The 18,188-nt window shown below is 64.9% G+C and carries 14 protein-coding genes; 4 read left to right on the top strand and 10 right to left on the bottom strand.

The genetic code is table 11. The annotated features are described in order from the left end of the window. Positions 1-1,221 carry an acyl-CoA dehydrogenase family protein gene (locus I2488_RS01230; RefSeq protein ID WP_196273987.1) on the bottom strand — a complete coding sequence of 407 codons (1,221 nt, stop codon included), beginning with the start codon at positions 1,219-1,221 and terminating at the stop codon, positions 1-3. Between the two features lie 360 nt (positions 1,222-1,581). Here I2488_RS01230 and I2488_RS01225 point away from each other — a divergent pair, with 360 nt between their 5' ends. Continuing rightward, positions 1,582-4,011 (top strand): TonB-dependent receptor, encoded by a 2,430-nt coding sequence (locus I2488_RS01225; RefSeq protein ID WP_246465397.1) that lies wholly within the window; start codon positions 1,582-1,584, stop codon positions 4,009-4,011. A gap of 196 nt (positions 4,012-4,207) precedes the next feature. On the opposite strand, the gene I2488_RS01220 is transcribed toward I2488_RS01225, so the two are convergent. Beyond that, on the bottom strand, positions 4,208-5,344 hold the full coding sequence (locus I2488_RS01220; protein ID WP_196273986.1) for a helix-turn-helix transcriptional regulator: 1,137 nt from the start codon (positions 5,342-5,344) through the stop codon (positions 4,208-4,210). Between the two features lie 265 nt (positions 5,345-5,609). On the opposite strand from I2488_RS01220, the gene I2488_RS01215 reads away from it, so the two are divergent. Then, the gene (locus I2488_RS01215) at positions 5,610-7,721 is read left to right on the top strand and encodes a TonB-dependent receptor (RefSeq protein WP_196273985.1); all 2,112 of its coding nucleotides are present in this window, start codon (positions 5,610-5,612) and stop codon (positions 7,719-7,721) included. A gap of 66 nt (positions 7,722-7,787) precedes the next feature. Next, positions 7,788-9,491: an amidohydrolase gene (locus I2488_RS01210; RefSeq protein WP_196273984.1), complete on the top strand. Its 1,704-nt coding sequence runs from the start codon at positions 7,788-7,790 to the stop codon at positions 9,489-9,491. Between the two features lie 77 nt (positions 9,492-9,568). On the opposite strand, the gene I2488_RS01205 is transcribed toward I2488_RS01210, so the two are convergent. The 5 genes from I2488_RS01205 to I2488_RS01185 form a co-directional block, all read right to left on the bottom strand. Beyond that, a complete protein-coding gene (locus I2488_RS01205) occupies positions 9,569-10,084 on the bottom strand; it encodes a flavin reductase family protein (RefSeq protein ID WP_196273983.1) in 516 nt (171 codons plus the stop codon). Continuing rightward, complete coding sequence (locus I2488_RS01200) at positions 10,056-10,799, bottom strand: SDR family NAD(P)-dependent oxidoreductase (RefSeq protein WP_196273982.1); 744 nt, start codon at positions 10,797-10,799, stop codon at positions 10,056-10,058. Before I2488_RS01200 ends, I2488_RS01205 begins: the two co-directional genes overlap by 29 nt. Before the next feature lie 3 nt (positions 10,800-10,802). Further along, a complete protein-coding gene (locus tag I2488_RS01195) occupies positions 10,803-11,168 on the bottom strand; it encodes a hypothetical protein (protein ID WP_196273981.1) in 366 nt (121 codons plus the stop codon). Positions 11,169-11,187: 19 nt separating this feature from the next. Continuing rightward, positions 11,188-12,351, bottom strand: coding sequence for an acyl-CoA dehydrogenase family protein (locus I2488_RS01190; RefSeq protein ID WP_196273980.1), 1,164 nt, complete (start codon positions 12,349-12,351; stop codon positions 11,188-11,190). Positions 12,352-12,428: 77 nt separating this feature from the next. Next, the gene (locus tag I2488_RS01185) at positions 12,429-13,937 is read right to left on the bottom strand and encodes an aldehyde dehydrogenase family protein (protein WP_196273979.1); all 1,509 of its coding nucleotides are present in this window, start codon (positions 13,935-13,937) and stop codon (positions 12,429-12,431) included. 242 nt (positions 13,938-14,179) lie between these two features. Here I2488_RS01185 and I2488_RS01180 point away from each other — a divergent pair, with 242 nt between their 5' ends. Beyond that, a complete protein-coding gene (locus I2488_RS01180; RefSeq protein ID WP_214652138.1) occupies positions 14,180-15,172 on the top strand; it encodes an AraC family transcriptional regulator in 993 nt (330 codons plus the stop codon). A 46-nt stretch (positions 15,173-15,218) separates the two neighbouring features. On the opposite strand, the gene I2488_RS01175 is transcribed toward I2488_RS01180, so the two are convergent. Genes I2488_RS01175 through I2488_RS01165 form a run of 3 tightly spaced genes read right to left on the bottom strand, consistent with a single transcriptional unit; the run spans position 15,219 to position 18,179 of the window. Beyond that, complete coding sequence (locus I2488_RS01175; RefSeq protein WP_196273978.1) at positions 15,219-15,716, bottom strand: aromatic-ring-hydroxylating dioxygenase subunit beta; 498 nt, start codon at positions 15,714-15,716, stop codon at positions 15,219-15,221. Continuing rightward, on the bottom strand, positions 15,713-16,993 hold the full coding sequence (locus tag I2488_RS01170) for an aromatic ring-hydroxylating oxygenase subunit alpha (protein WP_196273977.1): 1,281 nt from the start codon (positions 16,991-16,993) through the stop codon (positions 15,713-15,715). Before I2488_RS01170 ends, I2488_RS01175 begins: the two co-directional genes overlap by 4 nt. 1 nt (position 16,994) lies before the next feature. Beyond that, positions 16,995-18,179: an amidase gene (locus I2488_RS01165; protein WP_196273976.1), complete on the bottom strand. Its 1,185-nt coding sequence runs from the start codon at positions 18,177-18,179 to the stop codon at positions 16,995-16,997. Between the last annotated feature and the right edge of the window lie 9 nt (positions 18,180-18,188).

Genomic DNA, 18,188 nt, shown 5'->3' with positions numbered 1-18,188 from the left:
TTACAGGTCCATGCAGTCATTGTCGTAGCCGAACGCCATGGCCCCGACATTGCGGGCGTAGGGATAGGGATTGTTGGCCACGTGCGCGCGGGCACAGTGGATGTCGAGGAACGTCCGCTGGATCTGGTTGCCGAGGTAGATCGCCTTGCCGCCCGAGAACAGCATGAGCAGGTCGATCGCCCTGATGCAGTTGTTGACCATCGAGGTGGTGTGGTGGCCAAGCTCGGCCCGGCGCTCGATCGGCCAGTCGTTCGCCTCGGCCCGGGCATCAAGTTCGGCAAGGTCGCTTTTCAGACGCAGTTCCATGTCGTTGAGGATCACCTTCACTTCGGCGACCGCCTCCTGGATGGTCGTGTCCGCTGCGAGCCGCGCCCCGGTATAGGTGGCCCGCTTCTCGCGCGTCGTCTGGACAAACGTTTCCAGCGCGCGCCGCAAGGCACCCAGCGAGGTGGTTGAAACGGTGCGATTGAACAGCTGCGCAAACGGGATGCGATAGAGCGCTCCCGGATTGGCATGCTTGCCCGGTACATCGAGGTCGAACATGTCCTTCTCCCGCATCACCCGATGTGCGGGCACGAAAGCGTCCACGACGAGAATGTCATTGCTGCCCGTCGCGCACAGGCCCATCGTGTGCCAGGTATCGATGATCTGGTAGTCCGCACGCGGAATCAGGAAGTTGAACGGCTCGGGCGCCCCGCCTTCTTCTGCTGCCATGTTGGCCCCCAGCAGCACCCAGTCGCAATGCGCCGACCCGCTGGAGAAGGCCCACCGTCCGCTGATGCGATAGCCGCCCTCGACCTTGGTCACCTTGCCCATCGGCATGTAGGATGAACTGATCAGCACGTCGCCATCCTCGGCCCAGACATCCGCGGCGGCCTGCGGATCGAACAGCGCGAGCTGCCAGTTGTGGACGGCCACTACGCCATAGACCCAGGCGCTGCTCATGCAGCCTTCAGCCAGCGTGCGCGCGATCTCGCAGTAGATGGCGGGCGACATTTCGTAACCGCCATACGTCCTGGGCTGCAGCACCTTGAAGAACCCTGCGTCGATGAAGTCGCGGATCGTCTCGGCCGGAACCTGTCGCGCGGCGATTGCTGCCCCTTCGCGCTCGCGCAGCACCGGGATCATGGCGCGGGCGCGGGCGATCAGCTCGCTGCCCGAGGGCGCTGGCGATGCGTTGCCGTTCCTCGACGAAGCGGTGGCGATGGCTGCACTTTGCATCACTTTTCCAATCTCTTTCCAATGACCCGGGGCACGCCCGAATCCGGCTTCGGCAGCGGCTGTACGGTTTGCGAAGCCAAAACCGCAGACCAGCCTCCGCCTGTCCGTTTCGCGCAACTCCGTGGTCTGCCTCGTTTGACACGGTTGCTTGCAGATCGTCCTATCCAGACCGCCGGTTTTCATGGGTTTCCGGTGGTTCGAATCAATTCTTGGAGCGTTGCACTTACGTAACAATAATGCCTGATTGCCAGCTACTGTAAACCATGTAATAACGCGATCCGTTCAGCAACATGAACATTCGGGCACGACACCCAGCGCGTGAGAGGGACACGCGGTCGTGCATTCGGGGAGAAAGACACTATGACGCGTGACCAGAAATCGGCCCGCATTGCGGCGCTCATGCTTTCTACCGCGGCTCTTGCCGCAGCAGCCGGTGCATCCGCGCAGGAAGCCCCGCCACAGGATCCACCAGCCCAGACCGAGGCCGGCGAAACCGGCGGTATGGCCGATGCCATTGTGGTCACCGCCAACAAGCGGAACGAGAGCCTGCAGAAGGTGGCGATCTCGGTCAGCGCCTTTTCAGGCGAACAGATCAACCGCCTCGGCATCACCGAAACGACCCAGATCACCCAGCAGATTCCGTCGCTGCGCGTAAACGCATGGTCGCCCAACCTGACGATCTTCAGTCTGCGCGGCATTTCGCAGAACAATTTCACCGACAACCTCGAAGCGCCGGTCGCTGTCTATCAGGACAACGCCTACATCGCCTCGATGAACGCGGTTGCCGGCCAGCTGTTCGACATCAAGCGCGTCGAGGTGCTGCGGGGACCGCAAGGCACGCTGTTCGGGCGCAACGCCACTGGCGGCCTGATCCATTATCTCAGCGAGGACGCCAGCAAGGACGATTTCGACGGCTATGCCCAGGGCGAATATGGCCGCTTCAACGCGTGGTCGCTCGAAGCGGCGGCCGGCGGCTCCCTTGCCAGCGGCGTGCGTCTGCGCGTTGCCGGCCGTGTCGAAAAGGCCGACGGCTACATCAAGTCCCGCGATACCGATGCGACCGCCCTCGGCCTCGGGGTGATCCCGGGCAGCGGCCAGGACCTTGGCGGCAAGAACGGCTGGGCGGCGCGCGCCAACCTGCAGTTCGACCTCGCCCCTGCGGCAACGCTCAGCCTGTGGTACAAGCATTCCGAGGATAACAACGTCGCCACTGGCGGCTATGTCTTCGAGAACTGCGAATACCTCGCCAACGGCTATTGCGACACCAATGCTGCCGGTCTCAGCGACAGCCAGAACGGCGTGATCAACGGCGTGACCTCCGAGAAGGCCAGTCCGTGGGAGCACTTCGGCGAACGCCCCGGCCGCCTCGACCGCGTGATGAACAGCTATCAGGCGCAGCTCGACTGGGACCTGGGCGGCGTCGAGCTTACTTCGATCACCAATTACCTCAAGATGGACAAGACGTACGCCGAGGACGGTGACGCCCTGCCCTTCACCATCGTGAACGTTGATTCGCGGGTGAACTTCGACCAGTTTTCGCAGGAACTGCGCCTCTCGGGCGAGACCGGCCTGATCAAGTGGCAGCTCGGCGGCTATTATCTCGACATGACCTACGATGGCTCGCACGCGGTCACCGGCGCGCCGATCCTCGATCTGGCCATTGCCGGGAATGGCGGCTTTTCGCTGCCCAAGGTCGATCAGCAGTATGTGCTGGATTCGAAGAACTGGTCGATCTTCGCCCAGGGCGACCTGCGCTTCACCGACCAGATGACGCTGACCGTCGGCGGCCGTTACTCGAGGGACGACAAGAAGATCGATTACAAGAACATCCTGATCGATCCGACCTATGCCCCGCAGCCCAACCCGAAGCTGCTGTTCACCGGCAAGGATCTGGCCGCCGTCGTCCCTGGCGTGGACGAGGACCACTACGGTGACTGGGCGGCCCGCGTTTCGCTGAACTATCAGGCGAACCCGGATACGCTGCTGTTCGTTTCGTGGAACCGTGGCATCAAGGGCGGTAACTGGTCGCTGTCTTCAAACATCGCGCCACAGGATTTCCGCCATCGCCCCGAAACGCTGAACAGCTTTGAAGGCGGCTTCAAGACCACGCTGATGGGCGGCAAGATGCGCCTCAACGGCACCGTCTACCACTATATCTACGACGACTATCAGGCCTTCTCGCTCGCCGGCGGGGTGCCCAAGGTCTACAACAGCGATGCCCGCGCCACCGGGGCCGAGCTGGAAGCGTTTGTCTCGCCCTCGCGCAATTTCGATGCAGTGTTCGGCGCCACTTACGAGACTTCGTCGGTCGACAGCATCCCCGGCACCGGGGTGCAGTTCGGTCCGGAACTGTTCCCTGGCGCCCCCGATACGCAATATTGCACGAACCTTGGCGGCGTTTTCCGTTGCGAGTTCCCGCAGGCGAACATCACCAAGGCGGAACTGCCCAACGCCCCGCGCTTCAGCTTCAACTACCTGCTGCGCTACAATCGCGACGTGGCCGGAGGCAACGTTGCGGTTCAGGTCGATGGCGTCTGGTACGACGACCAGTTCCTCGAAGTCACCAACGGACTGGGTTCGCTGCAGAAGGCCTACAATGTGACGAATGCATCGCTGACCTATCGGCACGATGACACCGGGATCGCGTTGACTGCCTGGGGCCGCAACGTGTTCAACAAGGCCTATCGCGCCTATGCGCTGAACCTCGGCATCCTGGGCGTGACATCGATCTACGCTCCGCCTGCAACCTACGGGGCTACCTTGCGCATTCCCTTCGGCGCGCGTCGATAAGTTGTTCTGCAACCCATTTGGCGTGTTTCCCCGGGGAAACACGCCAAATGGGAGCATCGAAATGCAGGACATCAGATCCCGGCCCACAGGATGCAGGATCCGGCCTGACAATATTTCCTATATATTACAGATACTTGTGCATCGCACGCCGGTTCGATGACCTTCCGCGGTCAAAACCTGCGGTTCCATGCGGACATTACGCCAAGCCCTCGGAGAATCTCGCCGCCGGCGTAGCCAGCGCCATCCGGACAAGGTCGGCCTGCCGCGACGCCCCCGTCTTGGCCATCAGCGCCTTCAACTGGGAGCGCGCCGTGTGGATCGACACGCCGCGCGTGGCGGCGAAATCGCCGATGTCGCCGCCACAGGCCAGATGGCGGAGCAGCAGGGCCTCTGCATGCGTGATATCGAAACTGCGCGCGAGGTCTCCAGCTTCGACTGACGGAGCCTCCTCGACATCGGCAAGCGCAATGACCCAGGCAGTACCGGACACGCTGCGCAGTTGCACGTGCGACCGATCAATCGCCGCCGAGAGGGCATCTGCACTTGCCCCGGGACCAAGAGGCATGGCGCAGACCTGCAGGAGCTGACTGCTGCCCTGCCAGCGCAGGACACGCTCCCCGCCTTTCACCCGCGCCAGCAGGGATCGCGGCACATGATCGCCCACGCGCAAGCCTGCCATCGACGGCGTGCCGCACGCCTGGCCGAGCAGCCGGGCGGCGCTGGCGTTGATCGAGGTGATCCGTCCGGTCGCATCGCAAGTCAGTACGGCATGACACAAGTGATCCAGGGCATGGGACATATGCAACTGGCTCTGCCGCTGCGCCTCGACCAGCACCGCATGACCGACTGCTTCGCGCACATGCGGCATGAGGTTGACGAGAAACTCGCTGGTGCCGGGATCAAGCGGGTCGCCCGCAACGTGGCCATGGACCGCCACGCCGACCTCGTGCGCACTGTCAAGCGTGATCCGGGCGGCGAGGAAGCGCCCCATGCCGAACGCCCGGAGCTGCTCCTGCCAGCGACGCACCTCGGGCTGGAAACTGTCCGGCAGGAAGTGGTCCTCGAGCACGCTGGGGGCGGAGCATGCGGGGTTGCAGAGCGCCACGGTGCGCGGGTTGAGTTCATCCAGCAACGCCATCTCGTCGGCACCGATCGGCGTGTTCGAGCAGGACGACTGCCCACGGTGGCGCAGCCGGTCGGGGGTGCGCTCGAAAATGTGGAACGTTGCCGACACTGCATTTGCGCGCTGCCGGACTCCGTCCAGCGCGGCGGTCAGCCGCGCGCGATCGATCGCAGCCCCGTAGAAGTTGGCCAGCAGTTCGGCTTCGATCATGGCGACTTTCCTCGAATCTGACTCGCGGGCATTCTTGCGAATGTCGTCAGACTGCCGGGTTATCGTTGCGGCCTCAAATGCGCGATCCGGTTTTCCATCCGGTTTTCTGCCGATTCCGGATAGATCCGCGCGAATTCTGTACAAGTGCGTGGCCCCCGCATCCCGCAAATGGGGGATGCCCGATTGCGGGAGCCTTCGCATTGTTCGCCGGTCAAAAGAATCCGGGGGCAATCAGATGAGGAAATCCTGTTTTCAACGCGCATTGATGAGTGCGACCTGCATCGCCGCCGTCACGGCTGTGCCTGCCCTGGCGCAGGAAGCTCAGGACGACACGGTCATCGAGACGATCACGGTCGTCGCCCGCAAGCGAGCCGAGAACGTCCAGACCGTGCCGATCTCGATCACGGCACTGACCGGCGAGGGCCTGCAGGATCGCGGCATCGCCCGCGTCAGCGACCTGGTCAACGCCGTGCCGAACCTGTCGCAGGACGGTGGCGGTGCAGTGCTGGGCGCGCTGGGCATTCGCGGCATCGTTTCGCAGACCCGCAACATCGGTTTTGACAGCGGGCTTGGGGTCTACGTTGACGGCGTGCTTGGCGTGCGCCCCAACTCGTTCGACCAGGAGCTGCCCGACATCGCCACGCTGGAGGTGCTGCGCGGGCCGCAGGGCACCCTGTTCGGCCGCAACACGACGGCAGGGGCCATCAACATCACCACGCGCAAGCCCGACCTTGAGGCTTTCCATGTGGAAGGCCGCGCTGCCTATGGCAATCTCGATCAGGCCGAGGGAAGCGTATACCTGACCGGACCGCTGGCGCCGGGCAAGCTGGCGTTCAAGATCGCCGGGTCGATCGCCACGCGCGACGGCTACATCCGCAACGTGCTGTCCGACGAGAAGCTCAACAACCTGGATCGCAAGTCGCTTCGCGGCGGTCTGTTGTGGAAGCCGACCGCCGACCTCGACGTGGCCCTGGGCGGCAGCTGGCTCAAGCAATCCGACCGCCTGCTGCTGGGCCAGATTGCCGACAACACGGTTGGCGGGCTGGCCGGGCTGCCGGGCTTCTTTGCCGATCCCTATACCGTGGCCCAGGACGGCCGGAACCAGCAGGATCGCGAAATCTGGACGGCCAACCTCAACATCGACTGGCGCGTCGGCGACTACACCGTCACGTCGATCACCGCCTATGGCGACAACACCTCGCGCCTGATCGTCGACAACGACGGGCGGCCGATTCCGCTTTCGACTTCGGACTTCAGGGACGGTGCACGCCAATTCACCCAGGAACTGCGCCTTGCTTCGCCTGCCGGGGGCACGTTCGATTACCTCGTCGGGCTCTACTACCTCTATCAGGATGCCGATGCCGACCGCTCGACCGTCGCGCTCGGCCCTCCGGGACCGGGTGCGTTCTTCGGCTCGATTTCCAGCATCTCGACGCTGAAGACCAACGCCTATGCCGCGTTCGTCAACGCCAACTGGCGCCCGACCGAGAGCGTGACGATCAGCGGCGGCCTGCGCTACAATATCGAGACGCGTGATCTCGATTTCGTGCAGACCAACACCTCGTTCGTGCCGCTGCCGAACCTGACGGCAAAGCTGGATCGCGAAGACAGGGACCTTTCGGGCAACCTCAGCGTCACCTGGCAGTTCGCCGACACTGCCCGCGTCTATGCCAGCGTCGCGCGCGGCTTCAAGAGCGGTGGCTACAACCCCGACATCGTTGGTGACACGCAGATCAGCTTCGGTCCGGAAAACGCGTGGAGCTACGAAGCCGGGTTCAAGGCCGATCTGCTGGATCGCAAGCTGCGCGTCAATGCTGCCGCGTTCTACACCGATTACAAGGACCTGCAGGTCTCGGCGCTGATCGGTGCCGCCTTCCAGATCCGCAATGCCGCTGCGGCAAAGATCAAGGGCTTCGAACTGGAAGTGACCGCCAAGCCGGTGCGCGAACTGGAGCTCAACTTCGGCGCAGGCTATACCGATGCGACATATGACAATTTTCCCGGCTGCGGTCCGGGCCTGAACTGCGCCGGCAAGCGCCTGCCCTTCGTGCCCAAGCTTTCGCTGAGTGCAGGTGGCCAGCTGACCCTGCCCGTGGGCGACGGTTCGCTCGCGCTGCGGTCGGACCTGTCATACCGCAGCAGCGTGTTCTACGAGGCGAGCAACGTCCCGGACGGACGCCTGCCTGGCTATGTTCTGGTCAATGGCCGGGTCGGCTATACCTTCGCCGAGGACAAGGTGACCGTTGCGGTGTTCGGCCGCAACCTGTTCGACAAGCGCTATCGCGACTTCTCGTTCTACCTTGCGCCGTTCGACCAGCGCATGGACCGTTGGGCCGTGCCCCGCACTTATGGCGTGGAAATCAGCACCCGCTTCTGATTGACTGCGGCCACTCCCGGAACCGGGGGTGGCCGCACCCTTTCCGGCAAGATGAGATACCTTTCCATGAACAGATCGCTTCGCTTCACCCTCCTGGCCAGCGCGCTGCTGGCGATGGCCGTACCCTCGTCGGCACAGTTCATGGATGCAGTGGGAAGTCAGCCGCCGGTGCCGGCCGACGTGATCTATGTGAATGGCCATGTTTCCACGCCGGGCGGATGGCAGCAGGCCATTGCCGTGGCCGGCAATGCGATCGTCGGCACCGGCAGCGATGCGGACGTGGCGAAGCACCGCACGGCGCAGACGAAAGTGATCGATCTGGAGGGGCGCACGGTTCTTCCGGGCCTGATCGACATGCATGTTCATGCCGTCGATGCCGGCTTGCAGGCGGCAAATTGCCGCTTCCCGCAAGGCGCCCCCATGGCAACGGCCATCGCCACGGTGAAGGCTTGCGCGGCCAAAGCAAAGCCCGGAGCCTGGATCGAGGGCGGACAGTGGGATGGATCGTCGCTGGGCAAGGCAAAGCCGACCGCGAAGCTGCTCGATGCGGTGGCACCGGCGAACCCGGTGGTGCTGCACGATATCAGCCTGCACAGCGTGTGGGTGAATTCCGCAGCGCTCAAGGCGGCTGGAATCACGCGCGATACACCCAACCCGGCAGGCGGCGTTATCGAACGCGATGCCAAGGGGAATCCGACCGGCGTCCTGCGCGAAACGGCGGCGATAGCCCTCCTCAACAAGGTTCCCGCGCCGAGCGAGGAAGAGCGGATTGCCGCGCTCGACCGTGCGACCCACGACATGCTGGCGCAGGGCATCACCGCCTATGAAGAAGCGCTGATGGCTTCGGCCAATGCCAGGGTTTATGCCGCGCTGGCCGACCAAGGCAGGCTGGTGCAGTACGTGCGGACCTGCATGTGGGACAACGACCAGGACCTGATCGCGCGGCGACAGGTCTATGCGCGGCCCCGGCTCGACCTTGGCTGCGTGAAGATGATCCTCGATGGCGTGCCGACTGATGCCCATACGGCGGCAATGCTCGAGCCGTATGCCGATGCCGACCACACCCTTGGGCCGGACCGCCAGAAGGGCTCGCTGATCATCGATGCACCTTCGATCATTACGAAGATCACCCGCTATGACGCGGCGGGCTTGACCGTGAAGCTCCATGCGGCAGGCGATGCATCGGTGCGGGCAGCGCTCGATGGCATTGCCGCCGCGCGCCGGAGCAACGGCCCCGATGGTCCGCATCACGAGATTGCCCACGCCAACTTCATCGCCGCCGAAGATGTCGCCCGTGCCGCGCAGCTGGGGGCGACTTACGAGTTTTCACCCTACCTGTGGTTCCCCAGCCCTCCGGTCCGCGACGTGATCAGGAGTGTCGGCGCGAAGCGCATGGAGCGTTTCACGCCGGTGCGCGATGCGCTGAGCGCCGGGGCGCGGGTGGTGATGGGATCGGACTGGCCGGTGATTCCCTCGATGTCGCCGTGGGTGGCGATCGAGACGCTGGTAACGCGGCAGGCGCCGGGCGGTTCGGCCGACGTGCTTTCGCCCGGCCAGCGGGTTTCGGTGGGCGATGCCGTGACGATGCTGACGTCGAGCGCGGCAAAGCAGCTCGGCATCTGGCATCGTACCGGCTCGATCGAGGCTGGCAAGGAGGCTGACTTCATCGTGATCGACCGCGACATCTTTGCCGTGCCGCCGGCACAGATCCACCAGACCCGGGTCCTGCGCACCATCGTAGGCGGGAAGGAAGTCTATTCCGCGCAATGACCTGATCAGTTTCAATGCAAAGAAAGAGGCGCCGGGTGGCAAACCCGGCGCCTCTTTCTGTTTTAGCTGGAGAAGGCTCAGACCAGCGCGTGATAGCGGCGATCGAAATAGACCAGCCCGCCCTCGCCCCTGCCCTTCAGGATCTCGCGCACCTCGCCCATCACGACGCTGTGGGTAGAGGCCTCGATCGTCATGGTGACGGCGCAGGCGAGCGTCAGTTGCGCAGCGCCAAGGCCGGGAACGTCGAGCGCGGTGCGCACGAGATCGCCGGCCGAGGCGAAGCGCTGCGCCATCGGCAGATCGGCGTTCGAGAACAGACGCGAGAGATCCTCCTGGCCCGCCGCCAGCACGTTGACCGCAAAGACGCCGTTCTGCGCCAGCACATCGTGCATGCGCGAATTGCGGTTGACGCAGACGAGCAGTGACGGAGGGCTGTCAGACAACGAGCAGACCGCCGTAGCAGTCATCCCGTGACGACCGGCCGGCCCATCGGTGGTTATGACGCTGACCGCCGCCCCCAGCGATGCCATGGCATCGCGGAAGCTTGGCGACGGTGGCGTCGGGTCAGCGCATGAAGAGGCCACCGTTTGCATCCCAGACAGCTCCATTGGCAAAGGCCGCGTCCCGGCCGGCGAGATGCACGGCGGTACGGGCGATGAATGCGGTATCCCCGAGCTGGCGCACCGGGATGGTATCGACCAACGCGGCAAGCTGCGCAGGCGGCACGAGCTCGTGTACGGCAGGGGAATCGAGCGGCCCCGGCGCAATCGCCGTCACCGCCACGCCAGATGGCCCGAGATCGCGGGCAAAGACCTTGGTCAAGGTGATGATCCCGCCCTTCGACGCAGCATAATGGGCGCCGGTGGCGGTGCCGCCATTCTGCCCCGCGAGCGAGGCGATGTTGACGATGCGGCCATAGCCGGCTGCCTTGAACAGGCGTCCGAACACCTGGCAACCGACGAAGGTGCCGCGCAGATTGACTTCGACCACGGCAGAGAATTCGTCCGGATCTATCTCAAGCACCGGGCGCGCCCTGGTGACGACGGCGTTGTTGACGAGCGCCTCGACGCTGCCCCACCGCTCCAGCAGCGCATCGCGCGCGGCCTCGAACTGGGCAGCGTGGCGCACGTCAAGTCCCAGACCGAAGGCGGTTTCGCCCGATGGGTCAAGGCTTTGCGCCAGGGCCCGTGCGGCATCGCCATCGACGTCTGACACTCCCACGCGCCAGCCTGCGGCGTGAAAGGCGCGTACCAGCGCTTCGCCAAGGCCGCGGGCACCACCGGTGATCAGGACGCTGTCAGCGGCCATCCCTCAAAGCTCCGGGATGACGAGTTCGCGGCCGATGCGCGCTTCGAAACGCATGTAGCGCCACAGGCGATAGCCATCGATCTCGATCGTGCGCAGCAGGTTGCAGGCGGCAACGACGGTATCGCGATCGGGCATGTCGGCGAGGATGTAGAACGTCCAGGGCCAGCCTGTCGGCGAGGTGCCGACCATCGTCTCGTCGTCATCGATCGTGCCGAGGATGGTCACGCCGGGAAGATCGCGAATGCCGCGCAACAGCTGGCCGGTCGCCTGCCAGACCTTGCCGATCTCGGTGGAGGGCAGGTCGAAGAAGTTCTGCAGCACTGCCCCGCACAGGAGCACGCGCAAGGGGCGTCGGGTGGTATCGGTCATGGCAGCTCTTTCTTGCAGATCAGGGGAAGCCGGGGGGCGGGGTCAGCCCGAAGAATACCTTGCCCGCGCTTTCGAACGTCCCATCGGCAAGGAAGGCGTGCTGCGGCACGATCATCGCATCGTGCATGTAGTGCGCAACCGGATGTCCCTCGAAAATCCCGGTCGTCCCGCTCATGCGATAGACTGCGCTGGCCACGTCCGACCCGGCGCGGGCGGCGTGGCTCGCGCCGAGGCGGAGCAGCGCGACCTGCTTCGGCGTAAGTTCGTCCCCGCGTTCGAGCGCGGCGAAGGCTTCCTCGGTCGTTTCATAGAAGAAGGCGCGGGCCGAGCGGAGCGTGGCTTCGGCACGGGCGAGATCGGTCTGCACGTTGGGGCGATTGGCCAGCGTCGGTGCCCCGGTGATCGAGGTACGGCCCAGCGCGTAGTCCATGAGCTCCTCGATCGCAGCGCGGCCGACGCCGAGTGCGACCACGGCAAGGACCTGCGCCGCCAGCGCCATCGCGGGATAGCGGAAGAGGGCGCCATCGAGGTTCGACTTGCTGCCGCGCACGAAGGTCCATTCGCGGGGCACGAGAACCTTGTCGGCCACGACATCATGACTGCCGGTGCCCTTCAGGCCGATGACGTTCCAGTTGCGCACGATCTGCGCCTTGTGCGCAGGCATCACCGCGACGAGCGGCAGACCGCCGGTTGACGGATCGCCCTCCACCTTGATGCCGACACCGATGTAGTCCGCTCCGGTGCTGCCGCTGCCCCAGGACCAGCGCCCGCTGACTTCAAGGGCATTACCGACCGGAGTTGCCGGTTGCGGCGGGAAGATCATGCCCGAGAACACCACATCGGGGCCGTTGGCATACATTTCCTGCAAGGAGGCCAGTGGCAGGGAGCCGAGATAGGTTGCCGAGACGCCGAAACTGGCCACCCAGCCTGCCGAACCATCGGCCTGGGCAATGCGTTCGATCATGCGCAGGAAGGTGGCGGGAGAAACTTCGTCGCCGCCGAGCGATTTCGCCACGCAAGCGCGATAGACGCCGGCACGCTTCATCAGCTCGACCACATCGGCGCTGATCTGCTGGCGTTCGCCGAATTCGGCGCGACGGGCGCGGCAGGCGGCGAGCAGCTGCTCCATCGGGTCTGCGAACTGATCGTCCGGGCGAGTCTGCTCAAGCGGTGCAGTAGCCATCGGGTCCTCCCTCATCATCTGACCCATCTGGCCCCGGAGCCTGCGCAGGCGCTATGCAGATCGCGCAGCAACCAGACCTAAAGCAGCGGCATGGTGATGGCCTTGACCTCGGTGTAGAGCGTAATCGCGCTGTTGCCGAGTTCGTGGCCATAGCCCGACATCTTCCAGCCGCCGAAGGGTACGGCCGGATCGAGGATGTTGTGCGCGTTGACCCAGACGTTGCCCGCTTTCAGGCCGGCGGCAAAGCGGTTGGCGGCGTGAAGATCGCCGGTCCAGACGCTGGCGCCAAGGCCGAAGCAGGTGTCGTTGGCAAGGCGCAGCGCCTCCTCCTCGGTGTCGAAAGGCAGCGCGATCACGACGGGACCGAAGACTTCCTCGCGGAAGATCGTCATTTCCGGCGTGGCATCGGCCAGCACCGTGGGACGATAGAAGAAGCCTTCACCCTCGGGCGCGAAACCGCCCGCGGCGAGGCGGGCGCCCTGGGCGAGCGCACCTTCGACATAGCGATTGACCCGGTCACGCTGCCGGGCGGAAATCAGCGGCCCCATCTGCGCCAGCGGATCTGCGGGAGCGCCGAGCGTCATGGCATTTGCCGCAGCAGCCAGGCCTTCCACGACTTCGGCATAGATGCTGCGGTGGACCAGCAGACGCGAACCGGCGGTGCAGACTTGCCCATGGTTGAAGAAGATCGCGCCCGCCGCGCCCTCTACCGCCATCGGCACCGGGCAATCGGGCAGGACGACGACCGGGCTCTTGCCGCCGAGTTCGAGGCTGAGGCGCTTCATCGTGGCGGCGGCGCGGCGCTGGATGTCCTGTCCTGCGGCGGTCGATCCGGTAAACGCGATCTTGTCGACATCGGGATGCTCGACCAATGCCATGCCCACTTCGCGCCCGCCGGTAACGACGTTGAGCACGCCTGCCGGAATGCCTGCTTCAGCCGCGAGCCGCGCAAGGTAGAGCGCAGTGAGCGGCGTGTCCTCGGCAGGCTTGAGCACCACGGTGCAGCCTGCTGCCAGTGCCGGGGCAATCTTCCAGATCGCCATGACCAGCGGGAAATTCCACGGGATGATCTGCCCGACGACGCCGACCGGCTCGCGGACGGTGCGTGACGAGAAGGTGACGTCGGGAATGTAGGAGAACGAGGGGCTGATCGTGGTGCCCTCGATCCTGGTGGTCCAGCCTGCGGTATAGCGCAGCGAATCCAGCGCGATGACCACGTCGCCATGGCGGGCGGCCGGGAAGATCTTGCCGGTGTCGGTGGCTTCGATCAGCGCCAGGATATCGGCATCCCGCTCGATCAGATCGGCAAGGCGATGGAGCAGCCGCTCGCGCGCGAGCGGCTTCATGCGGCGCCATTCGGGCGCCTCGAAAGCGGCGCGCGCTGCCCGGACGGCGCGATCGACATCATCGGCAGATCCTTCGGCCACCGAGCATACGACCTGGGCGGTTGACGGATCGACCACATCGCGGCGTGCACCCGTCGCTGCGGGCACATCCAGCCCGGCGATCCACAGGCCGGGGGCAGAAGCGAGGAAAGCCCGCGCCGCGGAATTCGCGTCCGTCGCTTCAAGAACTTCACTGGCCATTGTCCGAACTCCCGCATTCCGGCCCGTCGAGGCCCACCATTTCGGGCTAGGGGCCAAGGCGGCCGCGGCGCTATCCGATATGCGCAAAGGGTGTGCCGAAACGGAATGGCGGTGCCGATCGCCTGCAGGAACACCCGCAAGGCGCTTGACTCCCCCGGGCATCAGGTGTGTCCTATCTGCGGAAAACCGGAACCTGCGAGCCTGCGAGATGACATGGCGCCGCAGGCCGAGAAGATCGGAGCATGGCCGTGCTTGCATCCCTTGCCCAAGCCAATGTGCCCGGCGTGTCGAGCCTTTGCTCGAATGACGCCGAGGTGGTGCACAACGCGCTGACCCGCCAGCTTTCGCGCCACAGCTTTGATTGCAGCCCCAGCGCTCGGCTCGACGCGAAGGTCTACAGCGCCGAGATCGGCTCCATCCAGATCGTCGACCTGCAATATGGCGCGGACGTTTCGGTATCGGCCGAACTGGGGGACAGCCATGTGCTTGTCCACCTTGCTCTCGATGGCGAGACCACGATGTGGGCCAATCACGGCAAGGTCGTGCTGCGGCGGGACGAGATGCTGGTGTCCTCCCCCGGCACGCCGCTGCGCGTGCAGATGACACCGCAGTGCCGGCACCTCGCCGTGCGGCTGCCCGTGGCGACCTGCACCGAATACCTTGCGCGCGAACTGCACATCCCGGTCAACCGCCCGCTGGAATTCTACACCGGGCAATCAGGCACGCGCGAGCTGCCGCTGGTGTGGCGCGGCATGGTCCAGCACCTGAGCGAACAATTGCGGCTCGGGCCCAGCATCATGGCCAGCCGCCGCCTGAAGCGGCAGTACGAGATGGTCCTGGCCGAAGTGCTGCTGGGCAATTACTGCAACAGCTATTCCGAACAGATCGCGCTCCACGGCAACGACATCTCGCCCCGCCACGTGCGCCGCGCGCGGGAGATCATCCACCAGTCGCTCGACGACAACATCTCGATCAATGCGCTGGCGGCGCAAGTGGGCGTGTCGGTGCGCTCGCTGCAGAACGGCTTCCGCGATTTCCTCGGTCTGACGCCGCTGGAGTACGTGCGCCGACACCGGCTGGAACGGCTCCATTCGGCGTTGATGAATGCCTGCGGTGACACCAGCGTGACCGAGCTGATGCTGGAATGCGGCATCGTCAACTTCGGTCGTTATGCCCAGTATTACCGCCAGCAATATGGCTGCCTGCCGTCGGAAACGCTGCGTCGGCGGGTCTAGGAGGCCCATCGCGAAGGCCGGGAGCGTGGCTCCCGGCCTCGATACCTTACAGCAGATAGCCGATCCCGTGCAGCGGATCGTCGCAGTTGATCAGCGTCACCACCTTGCGCGCAAGCTTCAGGCCTTCGGCGGAAAGCTCGATGCGGTAATCGACATCGGCGGCGAGCAGGCGATGGCGCTCGTACTTGTATTCGACGATCACCTGTGCAGCGCGCAGATCGACCGAGGTTTCGTTGCGCGCCGTTTCGACGAAGCGCGATACCGTACGGACGGTGCGTGCGGGCGGCGCGCTGCTCATCGAGAAGCCGCTGAGCAGCCGCTTGACGCGCATCTCGCGCATCTCCGCATCGTCATAGAGCACGTTGACGGCATTGGCATGGTCGGCCACGCCGCGCTCGACCGGGACGATGTAGAGTCCATCGGTCGACCACAGCTTGAGCCAGTCCTTGTAGGCGAGCCGGTCAAGCAGATCGGCCTCGGCCCAGATGAAGGCGGTGAGATCGGCAAGGGTCACCGCAGGGCGGTCCAGAGTCACAGCGCTCATTCGTCCATCATCCTCTTCCACATGCGATAAGCGGCACGCATGCCGACCTCGCTGCTGACATCGCCGGCCTCGTGGCCGGGCTCGGCGGTTCCTTCGGGCGCGGAAACGCCACGGTTGACGAGGATCGGCATACCCTCGCCCGCACGCACGCCACGCTGGACGCGCTCCCAGCCTTCGGCATCATCCGGCGTGCCGAAGCCCATCGGACCCTGGAAATGCTCGTGCAGGCGGATGCGGGCGCGGTTGGCCGGGCCAACGCTCTCGCCACCGTCCATGCCGATGGCGACATGGGTGATTTCGGTGGTCGCAACGTCGACCGGGCGCAGCACCCGGAAGAAGGCCATCGAGCAGGCGACATTGGGGAACAGGTTGAGGTTGAAGCCGGTGCCTCCGACGGCGCGGACGAGGCGGCGCACGGTCAGGTCATCGTGCCCTTCGGCGGCCAGTTCCGCTGCCAGATCGGCGAAACGATCCGGGATCGGCGCTTCGAGATCGGCTTCGAGATCGATCAGCGACGGAATCATCACCATGACCGAGTGGCCGTTGCCGAGGTCTTCCACCCAGCCGCCCTGCCCCAGCACGTCGAAGACGTTTTCGGTTTCCTCGTCGAGACTGTCGAGGAAGGTCTTGTGGACGATGGGAAAGTGATAGGCGTCGGTGGTGTTCTCGAGCTGGATCTTCCAGTTGCCGGGGAAGCGGAAGCTGTGCTGGCCAAGGACCTTGACGCCAAAGCCGCCACCCTGCTTCATGAACAGGTCCATCCACTTGCGCGCAGCGCCGAGATGCTCCTCCAGCGGCGGGGCGTCGGCGTTGAACGTGGCGAAGATCATGCCCGCGTACTGCTCTACCCGCAGCGAGAACAGCGGGTAGTCGGCCGGATCGAAATTCTCGTCATAGCCCCAGCGATGGGGGACCTTGCGCAGCGACCCGTCGGGGTCATAGGACCAGCCATGATAGGGGCAGACGAAGACCGACTGCTTGCCCTTCTTCTTCTCGCACACGCTGGCGGCGCGATGGCGGCAGCGGTTGAGCAGGACGTGGACCTGGCCCTTCTTGTCGCGGGTTATCAGCACCGGGCTGGTACCGACGTGGCCGGTCTTGAAGGTGTTGGGGCCGGGCAGTTCGCTGTCATGGGCGACCCAGACCCAGGTGTTCTTGAAAATGCGGTCCATCTCCGCATCGAACAGGGCGGGGTCACGGTAGATCGCGCCGTCGGCACGGTCTCCTTCGAACAGCGCGCCCCAGGGCCGCTCTGCCACGGCATCCTCGCTGTGCATCTCAATTCTCCCGATCGAGCCCGGAGGCCACGGCGAACAAGCCGGCGGCCTCAAGGCGTTGAACCACAGTGCGCGCAATCGCGCAGAGCCTTGCATCTTCACCACGCCGCCCGACGAGTTGCAGCGACGCCGGCTGGCCATGTCCGGCGCGCAGCGGCAGGCTGATGGCCGGGTGGCCGGACAGGTTGAACGGACGCACCAGTCTGGTCAGTGGCACCAGCGCGGGCGCATCGCTCGCCTCGGCAAGCAGCGGCGGCACAACCGGCAGCGTGGGGAGAGCCAGCACTTCGTGCCGGTCCAGTGCGGCGTCGACCTCTGCGCCAAAGCGCGCGCGTATAGCCTCGGCATCGGCCAGTTGCGCGTCGGTGACGGCACCTCCCGCACGTACCCGCTGACGCACGTCCTCGCCCATCGCGGGGTCATCGACATAGGGGTGCAGAGCATTCCAGCTTTCGCGACCGATGATCGTCATTCCGGCAACGAAGGCGTCCTGCAGCGAGGGCAGCGCGACCGTGGCAGCACCGCCGATTGCTGCGATTGCTGCACCAACCGAGCCAGCGACGGCGGGGTCTGCTTCGGCCTGCACAGCACCAAGGCTTGGCATAGCCTGCGGCATGGTCGCAAATCCGGGCGCGATCGTGGCCATCATCAATTCGACAGTATCAATGTCGCGCGCGAAGACGCCGATGCAATCGAGCGAGGATGCGGCAGGGGAAGCGCCGGTGCGGTCAACCAAGCCATAGGTCGGCTTGAAGCCGATCACGCCGCAACAGGCGGCAGGCATTCTTACCGACCCGCCGGTATCCGTGCCGATGGCGACATCGACCAGCCCGCTGGCTACCGCGACGGCACTGCCGCTTGACGAGCCGCCGGGAATTCGGTCCGGCCACGCGGGATTCACCGGGGTGCCGCAGGCAGGGTTCACGCCGGTCACGCCGAAGGCGAACTCGTGCATCCGCGCCTTGCCGACAATGCGCCAGCGCGGATCATCGAGAATGCGCGCCACCACGGCGGCATGGCGCGCCGCAGGCGCGGCATTGCGGAGTACGGCACTGCCCTGAACGGTCGGCATGCCGGCGATGTCGAGGCAGTCCTTGATGGCCACGCGCAGCGCGCCCGCGCCAATGTCGCACGCCTCGCTCAACGCACCGTAACGATCCTGCGACAGGACGTGCTGCTGTTCCATGGCGGTTCC

The sequence above is a fragment of the Novosphingobium jiangmenense genome (assembly GCF_015694345.1).
Lineage (GTDB): Bacteria > Pseudomonadota > Alphaproteobacteria > Sphingomonadales > Sphingomonadaceae > Novosphingobium > Novosphingobium jiangmenense.
Note: the sequence above shows the minus strand (reverse complement) of the source record. Positions and strands in the feature narration are given on the sequence as shown.